The organism is Burkholderia sp. E168m23 (assembly GCF_016586125.1).
In the GTDB taxonomy this organism is placed as follows: domain Bacteria; phylum Pseudomonadota; class Gammaproteobacteria; order Burkholderiales; family Burkholderiaceae; genus Burkholderia; species Burkholderia orbicola.
Genome location: NZ_BCPP01000295.1, coordinates 1 through 7097 on the forward strand (window position 1 = coordinate 1; position 7097 = coordinate 7097).

Below are 7097 nucleotides of genomic sequence, written 5' to 3' on the forward strand. Positions count from 1 at the left end.
GCGTGCCCGACGCCACAATCGAACCTCGTCTTCAAGCAAGCGAGGGCAATCATGCGCGCATGCAGCAAATCGGCGTGGCCGCCGCGGCTCGTCACCGTTCCGGGCCTGCACGGCAGCGAAGGCGCCCACTGGCAGACCTGGCTCGAGCGGCAGTTCCCGCGCTCGTTGCGCGTCGAGCAGCACGACTGGGACGCGCCCGATCTCGCGGGCTGGGCGCAATCGGTGCGCGCGCTGCTCGATCGCGAGCGCGGCCCGTTCGTGCTCGCCGCGCACAGCTTCGGCTGCCTCGCGGCCGCGCATGCGCTCGCGCAGTGGCCGCATGTGGGCGACGTCGCGGGCGTGCTGTTCGTCGCGCCGGCCAGCCCGAAGAAATTCACCTTTGCCGGGCCGTTCGACGCGCGCCGGCTCGCGGTGCCGTCGATCGTGATCGGCAGCGAGACCGATCCGTGGATGCCGCTCGCCGATGCGCGCGCGCTCGCGCAGCGCCTGGGCAGCGCATTCGTGAACCTCGGCGACGCCGGGCACATCAACACGGCGGCCGGCTTCGGGCCGTGGCCGCGCGCGAAATATTTCATCGACACGCTGGTGCATTGTGCGGCGCCGCTGCGCTTTCGCGACGCGGACGACGGCTTCGAGGCCGCGCTCGTCGATCGCGCGCTCGCGCACGCGGTCTGACGGGCGGGTTGCGCGGCGCCTGCCGCGCGGCGGTGGTCGCGGCATCGCGCGCCGTCGCGCTTGCGGCGCTTGTGGCGCGCGCACGGGCCTGACGGCGGCCGGGTCCGAATCCCTTGGCCGGCCGGCTCGGCATCGCCCGTGAGGCGGCGCGACACCGTGCCGTTCATGCCGTCGCCGACCGTTACGTCATGCCAGCGCTGGCTCGACGTGAGCGCCCGCCGCTCTCCCTGAGCGGTACCGACTTCTATCAGGTGGCGACGGAATCAGCCCGGCGACGACGCGGCCGTGCTGGAGGCGGCTGCATTCGCGGCGGGCTTCGCATCGTCGTCGTCATCGGGCGGGTAGTGCACGACGGGCGGCGCGAGCGGCGCGGCATCGGACGCGGCGGTATTCGCGGTGGCGTCGCTGTTGAACGCGCTGGCGGCGCCGCTCGAGGCGCCGGCCTGCGGCGCGGCGTCGGTCGCGTTGGCGTCGTGCGGTGCGTCGTCGCTGCAGGCAGCAACGAACACGGCGGCACACAGAACGACGGCGACGGAAACGCGACGCATGACTTCTCTCCTGGCAGGCTGATCGGGAAACGTTTTCGAGTATGCCGCCGCGATGCGACGTTTCGGTGAATCGTCTGCGTTCGGGGCGTGATCGCGCCAGGTTTTCGTCAGGCTGACCGAAGGCCGTCGCGGCGATCCGCCGGCACGCATGGCGGAATTTTCCAGCAGACGCGGATGCTGCGCACATTTACACGGCGCGCCACGCCGCGACCCGGCCGCGACTAGGCGGGCGCCATGCGCGCGATGGCACACATGCGCCCGGCAACTTGCGACCGTTGGCCGGCCCGTCACGCCCAAAAATCGGGCGTTATTGCCGCTTCGTCAGCGAACGGCCAGCCGCGCGCCAGCGTGGCGTCATGAAGGCGCTATCACCACCAACGCGGCCCGCTGCCGCTGGGTATGCGCCACGCACAGGCGGCCGGCACTGCACCGGTACGCTGTCCCCACAATTTCGCGGCACCCGAATTGCTCTTTGCCGATGCGCGTGCCGACCGTGCTGCCATTCAGGCACGGGCGGCACATCCGCGTCCATCCACCATGGAGCGAGCAGAAGTCATGTCCAGCGATCGATCCGATTCTCCGTCTGCCGAACCGGCGCGCGATGCCGCCGCGTCGCCGCTCGGGACCAGCCATTCAGCGGGGGCGCCGCTGCTGTCGCACGATACGCCGTCCAGCGCCGCGCGGCGCCGCTTCCTGCAGTCCGCGGCGGCTGCCGCGACCGTCAGCGCAGCATCGCACGTTCATTCGCAGCCCCCGTACGCGGCGTCCACGCCGGCTGCGCCCCGCCGCGATACGGTGCCGGCGCAGCCTGTGCGTCTCGACATCAACGGGCGCGCGTACACGCTGCAGCTGGAACCGCGCGTCACGCTGCTCGACGCGCTGCGCGAATACGCGGGACTCACGGGCACGAAGAAGGGCTGCGATCGCGGGCAGTGCGGCGCGTGCACGGTGCTCGTCGACGGGCGGCGCATCAACGCCTGCCTGACGCTCGCGGTGATGCACGAAGGCGCGCGGATCACGACCGTCGAAGGGCTGGCGCGCGGCGGCGAGCTGAGCCCGGTGCAGCGCGCATTCGTCGAATGCGATGCGTTCCAGTGCGGCTACTGCACGTCCGGTCAGCTCTGCTCGGCGACCGCGCTGCTCGACGAGTTCGCGGCGGGCGCGGGGAGCGCGGCTACCGACGACGTGCGGCGCCGTCCCGAGCACCTGTCGGACGACGAGATCCGCGAGCGCATGAGCGGCAACCTGTGCCGCTGCGGCGCGTACCCGAACATCGTCGCCGCCGTGCGCGCCGCGCATGCGGCGCACGGCTAGCCGACGGAGGGCACCGCAATGGAAGCGATCTCCTACGAACGCGCGACGGACGTCGCCGGCGCCGTGCGCGCGGCGCAGCGGCCCGGCGCGGCATTCATCGGCGGCGGCACGAACCTGCTCGACCTGATGAAGGGCGGCGTCGCGCGGCCCGTCACGCTCATCGACATCACACGCATCGCGGGCCTCGATACGGTCGACGCGCTGCCCGGCGGCGGCGTGCGCATCGGCGCGCTGGTACGCAACAGCGACGCGGCCGACCATCCGCGCCTGCGCGCCGACTATCCGCTGCTGTCGCAGGCGCTGCTCGCCGGCGCGTCCGCGCAATTGCGCAACATGGCGACCGTCGGCGGCAACCTGATGCAGCGCACGCGCTGCCCGTATTTCTACGATCCCGCGTTCGCGCAGTGCAACAAGCGCGAGCCGGGCAGCGGCTGCGCGGCGATCGGCGGCCACAACCGGATGCACGCGATCCTCGGCGCGAGCCCGCAGTGCGTGGCGGTGAACCCGTCGGACATGAGCGTCGCGCTCGCCGCGCTCGACGCCGTCGTGCAGGTGAGCGGCCCGCGCGGCGCACGGCAGATTCCGATCGCGTCGTTTCACCGCTTGCCGGGCGACCGGCCCGATCTCGACACGACGCTCGAACCGGGCGAACTGATCACCGCGGTGGACTTGCCGCCGCCGCGCTTTGCCGACCATGCGCACTATCTGAAAGTGCGCGATCGCGCGAGCTACGCGTTCGCGCTGGTGTCGGTCGCGGCCGCGCTGCGGATGGACGGCCCGCGCGTCGCCGACGCGCGAATCGCGCTCGGCGGCGTCGCGCACAAGCCGTTGCGTGCGACGGAGGCGGAAGCGCATCTCGCGGGCCGCACCCCGACCGACGCGACGTTGCGCGAGGCGGCCACGCTGGCGTTGCGCGATGCGCGGCCACTCGACGGCAATGGCTTCAAGGTCGCACTCGCGCAGCGGGCGATCGTCCGTGCGGTCGGAACGGCAGCCGCTGCCACGGGAGGTACCGCATGAACACGTTGACGGGACAACCGCTCGACCGGGTCGACGGTGTGCTGAAGGTGACGGGCGGCGCGCATTACGCGGCCGAATTCTCCGATGCGCGGCTCGCGCATGCGGTGCTCGTGACGAGCACGATCGCGTCCGGCCGCATCGAATCGATCGATGCGGCGCGCGCCCGCGCGATGCCGGGCGTGCTGATCGTGATCACGCACGAGAACGCGATGCGGCTGCCCAACGGCGGCCGGCCGCCGCTGTCGCCGCCCGCCGGGCGCCGGCTCACGTTGCTGCAGGACGACACGGTGCGCTACAGCAACGAACCCGTCGCGGTCGTCGTCGCCGAAACGCTCGAGCAGGCGACCGACGCCGCGCATGCGGTGCAGGTGCGTTATCGCGCGAGCGATGCGGTGGTGGATTTCGCGCAGGCGAAGCGCGGCGCGCGCGTGCCGCCGAAGCAGCAGGGCCGCGCGATGGATACGCAGCGCGGCGACGTCGAGGCCGGCCTGCGCGAAGGCGCGGTACGCGTCGACGCAACCTATACGACGCCGATGCAGCACCACAACCCGATCGAGCCGCACGCGACGATGGCGCGCTGGGACGGCCCGACGCTCACGCTGCACGACGCGACGCAGGGTGTGTCGAGCGCGAGCACGGCGGTGGCCGCGGTCTTCGGCATCGCGCCGGAACACGTGCGCGTGATTTCACCGTTCCTCGGTGGCGGCTTCGGCTGCAAGGGTTCGTCGTGGTCGCACGTGTCGTTGTGCGCGATGGCCGCGAAGCAGGTCGGGCGCCCGGTTCGTCTCGCGCTGACGCGGCCGCAGATGTTCGGTCCGGTCGGCGGGCGGCCGTTCACCGAGCAGCGCATCGTGCTGGCCGCACGCCAAGATGGAACGTTGACCGCGATGCGCCACGACACGATCGCCACCACGTCGACGTTCGAGGACTGGATGGAGATGTGCGGGATGCCGTCGCGCATCATGTACGCGGTGCCGAACCAGGCAACCACGCATCGGATCGTGTCGCTGAACGTCGGCACGCCGACGTTCATGCGCGCGCCCGGCGAGGCGTCGGGCTCGTTCGCGCTGGAATCGGCGATGGACGAGCTCGCGTGGCGGCTCGGCATGGACCCGGTCGCGCTGCGGCTCGCGAATTACGCGGCGGTCGATCCGCAGGAGGGCAAGCCGTGGTCGAGCAACAAGCTGCGCGAGTGCTACGAGGCCGGCGCGCGGCGCTTCGGCTGGTCGCGCCGCACCGGCGCGCCGCGCACGATGCGCGACGGCGACACGCTGATCGGCCTCGGGATGGCGGCCGCCACGTATCCGGCGAACCGCAGCGAAGCGTCGGCGCGGGCGCGCATCCTGCCGGACGGCACGGCCGAAGTCGCGTCGGGCACGCAGGACATCGGCACCGGCACCTATACGGTGATGACGCAGGTCGCGGCCGATGCGCTCGGTTTCGCGCCGCAGAACGTGCGCTTTTCGCTCGGCGATTCCAGTCTGCCGCGCGCGCCGGTATCGGGCGGCTCGCAATCGGCGGCAAGCGTCGCGCCCGCCGTGCGCGAGGCCGCGCTGCAGGCGCGCGCGAAGCTGATCGCGCTGGCGATTGCCGACTCCGGATCGCCGCTGCACGGCGCCGCGGCCGACGACGTGACGGTCGACAGCGGCTGGGTCGTGCATCGCGGCGACCCGTCGCGGCGCGATCCGGCCGCGGCGGTGATCGCGCGTGCGGGCGGCCAGCCGATCGACGCGCAGGCGACGGCGAAGCCCGGCGACGAGAAGTCGCGCTATGCGTCCCATTCGTTCGGCGCGGTGTTCGCCGAAGTGCACGTTGACGCCGAGCTCGGCACGATTCGCGTGCCGCGCATCGTCGGCGTCTACAGCGTCGGCCGCCTGCTCAACGCGAAGACGGCGCGCAGCCAGTTGATCGGCGGGATGGTGTGGGGGCTCGGCACCGCGCTCGAGGAAGGCTCGCATCTCGACGTGCGGCACGGCCGCTTCACGAACGCGAATCTCGCCGAATATCACGTGCCCGTGAACGCGGACATCGGCGAACTCGACGTGAGTTTCGTCGACGAAAACGACACGCATTTCAATCCGCTCGGCATTCGCGGCATCGGCGAGATCGGCATCACCGGCGTGCCGGCCGCGATCGCCAATGCGGTCTATCACGCGACCGGCGTGCGGGTGCGCGATCTGCCGATCACGCTCGACAAGGTGGCGATGCCGATGCGCGCGTGAGCGTCGGCATCGGCATTGGCGTTAGCGCCGCGGCGTCCTGCGCCGCACTTCGCTGCGCAGCCAGTCGAGCCAGGTGCGGATCGCGGCTTCGTGCGGATGGCCGGGGCGCCACACGACGTAGTGCGCGTACACGTCGGTGATGCGTACCGTCGACACACGCACGAGCGTGCCGTCGGCGAGTTCCGGCTCGATCAGCGAGCGGCGCGCGAGCGCGACGCCGCGGCCTTTCAGTGCCGCGTCGATCAGCGCGTTCGTGTCGGTGAAGCGCGGCGCGCGCGCGGATTCGGTGAGGTCGAGCCGCGCGGCCTGGCACCACGGTTCCCACGGCTGCGCGGGATGGCGCAGCAACGTCGCGCGCACGAGATCGGCCGGCGTACGCGGCGCGACGCCGTCGCGATTGCGGTATGCAGGGCTCGCGACCGGGAAGATCGTCTCGTTCATCAGCTTCTCGGCGACGACGCCGGGCCACGTGCCGGGCCCGTAGCGCAACGCGACGTCGATGCGGTCGCGCTTGCGCAGCGGCGCGAGCGCCACGTCCGGATGCAGCACGATCGAGATGTGCGGATGCGCGGCGGAGAAGCGCGGCAGGCGCGGCGCGAGCCAGCGCTCGGCGACGCTCGGCAGCACGCTCACGTTCAGCGTTACGTCGCAGGTGCGCGGGCGGCGGCGCACCGCCAGCGTCGGCTCGAACGCGCGTTCGAGCACGCTCAGGCCCTGGCGAACCTGCAGTGCGAGGGCATGCGCGGCGTGCGTCGGCGTCGCGCCGTTGCGTTCGCGCGTGAACAGCGGATAGCCGAGCTGCGCCTCGAGCGCGCGAATGTGCTGGCTGACCGCGCCTTGCGTGAGTGCGAGTTCGTCGGCCGCGCGCGTGAAGCTCTGCAGCCGCACGGCGGCTTCGAACGCGCGCAGCGTCTGCAGCGGAGGGAGGTGGATGCGTCGCATACGGGTATTAGTATCACTAATGTCCGAGCACGACAATTCATCGTTTGCCGCGCATCGGCATGCGTTCCTACACTCGGTTCCGTCTTCCACAGCCCGTCGGGCCACCCCGCCATGAACGCCTATCGTCTCTATCTTTCGCCGGGCGCCTGCTCGCTCGCCGCCCACATCGCGCTGGAGGAAACCGGCGCGCCGTTCGACGTCGAGATCGTGTCCGTGCGCGAGCAGCAGAACCTCGAAGCGCGCTATCTCGCGATCAACCCGAAAGCGCGCGTGCCCGTGCTCGTGATTCCGGGCGAGCCGCGCGCGCTGACCGAAACGCCGGCGATCCTCACGTATCTCGCGCGCCGCTATCCGGATGCGCAATTGCTGCCGCTCG

7 protein-coding genes are annotated in these 7097 nt (G+C 71.4%); 5 read left to right on the plus strand and 2 right to left on the minus strand.

What is annotated here, in order from left to right:
- The first annotated feature begins 51 nt into the window (after positions 1 to 51).
- Positions 52 to 675, plus strand: coding sequence for an alpha/beta hydrolase (locus tag JMF90_RS16720; RefSeq protein ID WP_012329348.1), 624 nt, complete (start codon positions 52 to 54; stop codon positions 673 to 675).
- A gap of 263 nt (positions 676 to 938) precedes the next feature.
- Here the strand turns inward: JMF90_RS16720 and JMF90_RS16725 are convergent, their stop codons facing one another.
- Positions 939 to 1223 (minus strand): hypothetical protein, encoded by a 285-nt coding sequence (locus tag JMF90_RS16725; protein WP_027809422.1) that lies wholly within the window; start codon positions 1221 to 1223, stop codon positions 939 to 941.
- A 555-nt stretch (positions 1224 to 1778) separates the two neighbouring features.
- Between JMF90_RS16725 and JMF90_RS16730 the strand changes: the two genes are divergently transcribed.
- Genes JMF90_RS16730 through JMF90_RS16740 form a run of 3 tightly spaced genes read left to right on the plus strand, consistent with a single transcriptional unit; the run spans position 1779 to position 5779 of the window.
- Positions 1779 to 2537, plus strand: a complete 759-nt coding sequence (locus tag JMF90_RS16730) for a (2Fe-2S)-binding protein (protein WP_077177883.1) — start codon at positions 1779 to 1781, stop codon at positions 2535 to 2537.
- 18 nt (positions 2538 to 2555) lie between these two features.
- Positions 2556 to 3557 carry a xanthine dehydrogenase family protein subunit M gene (locus JMF90_RS16735; RefSeq protein ID WP_054928114.1) on the plus strand — a complete coding sequence of 334 codons (1002 nt, stop codon included), beginning with the start codon at positions 2556 to 2558 and terminating at the stop codon, positions 3555 to 3557.
- Positions 3554 to 5779, plus strand: a complete 2226-nt coding sequence (locus tag JMF90_RS16740; RefSeq protein WP_054928113.1) for a xanthine dehydrogenase family protein molybdopterin-binding subunit — start codon at positions 3554 to 3556, stop codon at positions 5777 to 5779. The genes JMF90_RS16735 and JMF90_RS16740 overlap by 4 nt, the downstream gene beginning before the upstream one ends.
- A 21-nt stretch (positions 5780 to 5800) precedes the next feature.
- On the opposite strand, the gene JMF90_RS16745 is transcribed toward JMF90_RS16740, so the two are convergent.
- A complete protein-coding gene (locus tag JMF90_RS16745) occupies positions 5801 to 6721 on the minus strand; it encodes a LysR substrate-binding domain-containing protein (RefSeq protein ID WP_201317030.1) in 921 nt (306 codons plus the stop codon).
- Positions 6722 to 6832: 111 nt separating this feature from the next.
- Between JMF90_RS16745 and JMF90_RS16750 the strand changes: the two genes are divergently transcribed.
- A partial coding sequence (locus JMF90_RS16750; RefSeq protein WP_201325241.1) for a glutathione S-transferase N-terminal domain-containing protein occupies positions 6833 to 7097 on the plus strand: 265 nt, incomplete at its 3' end.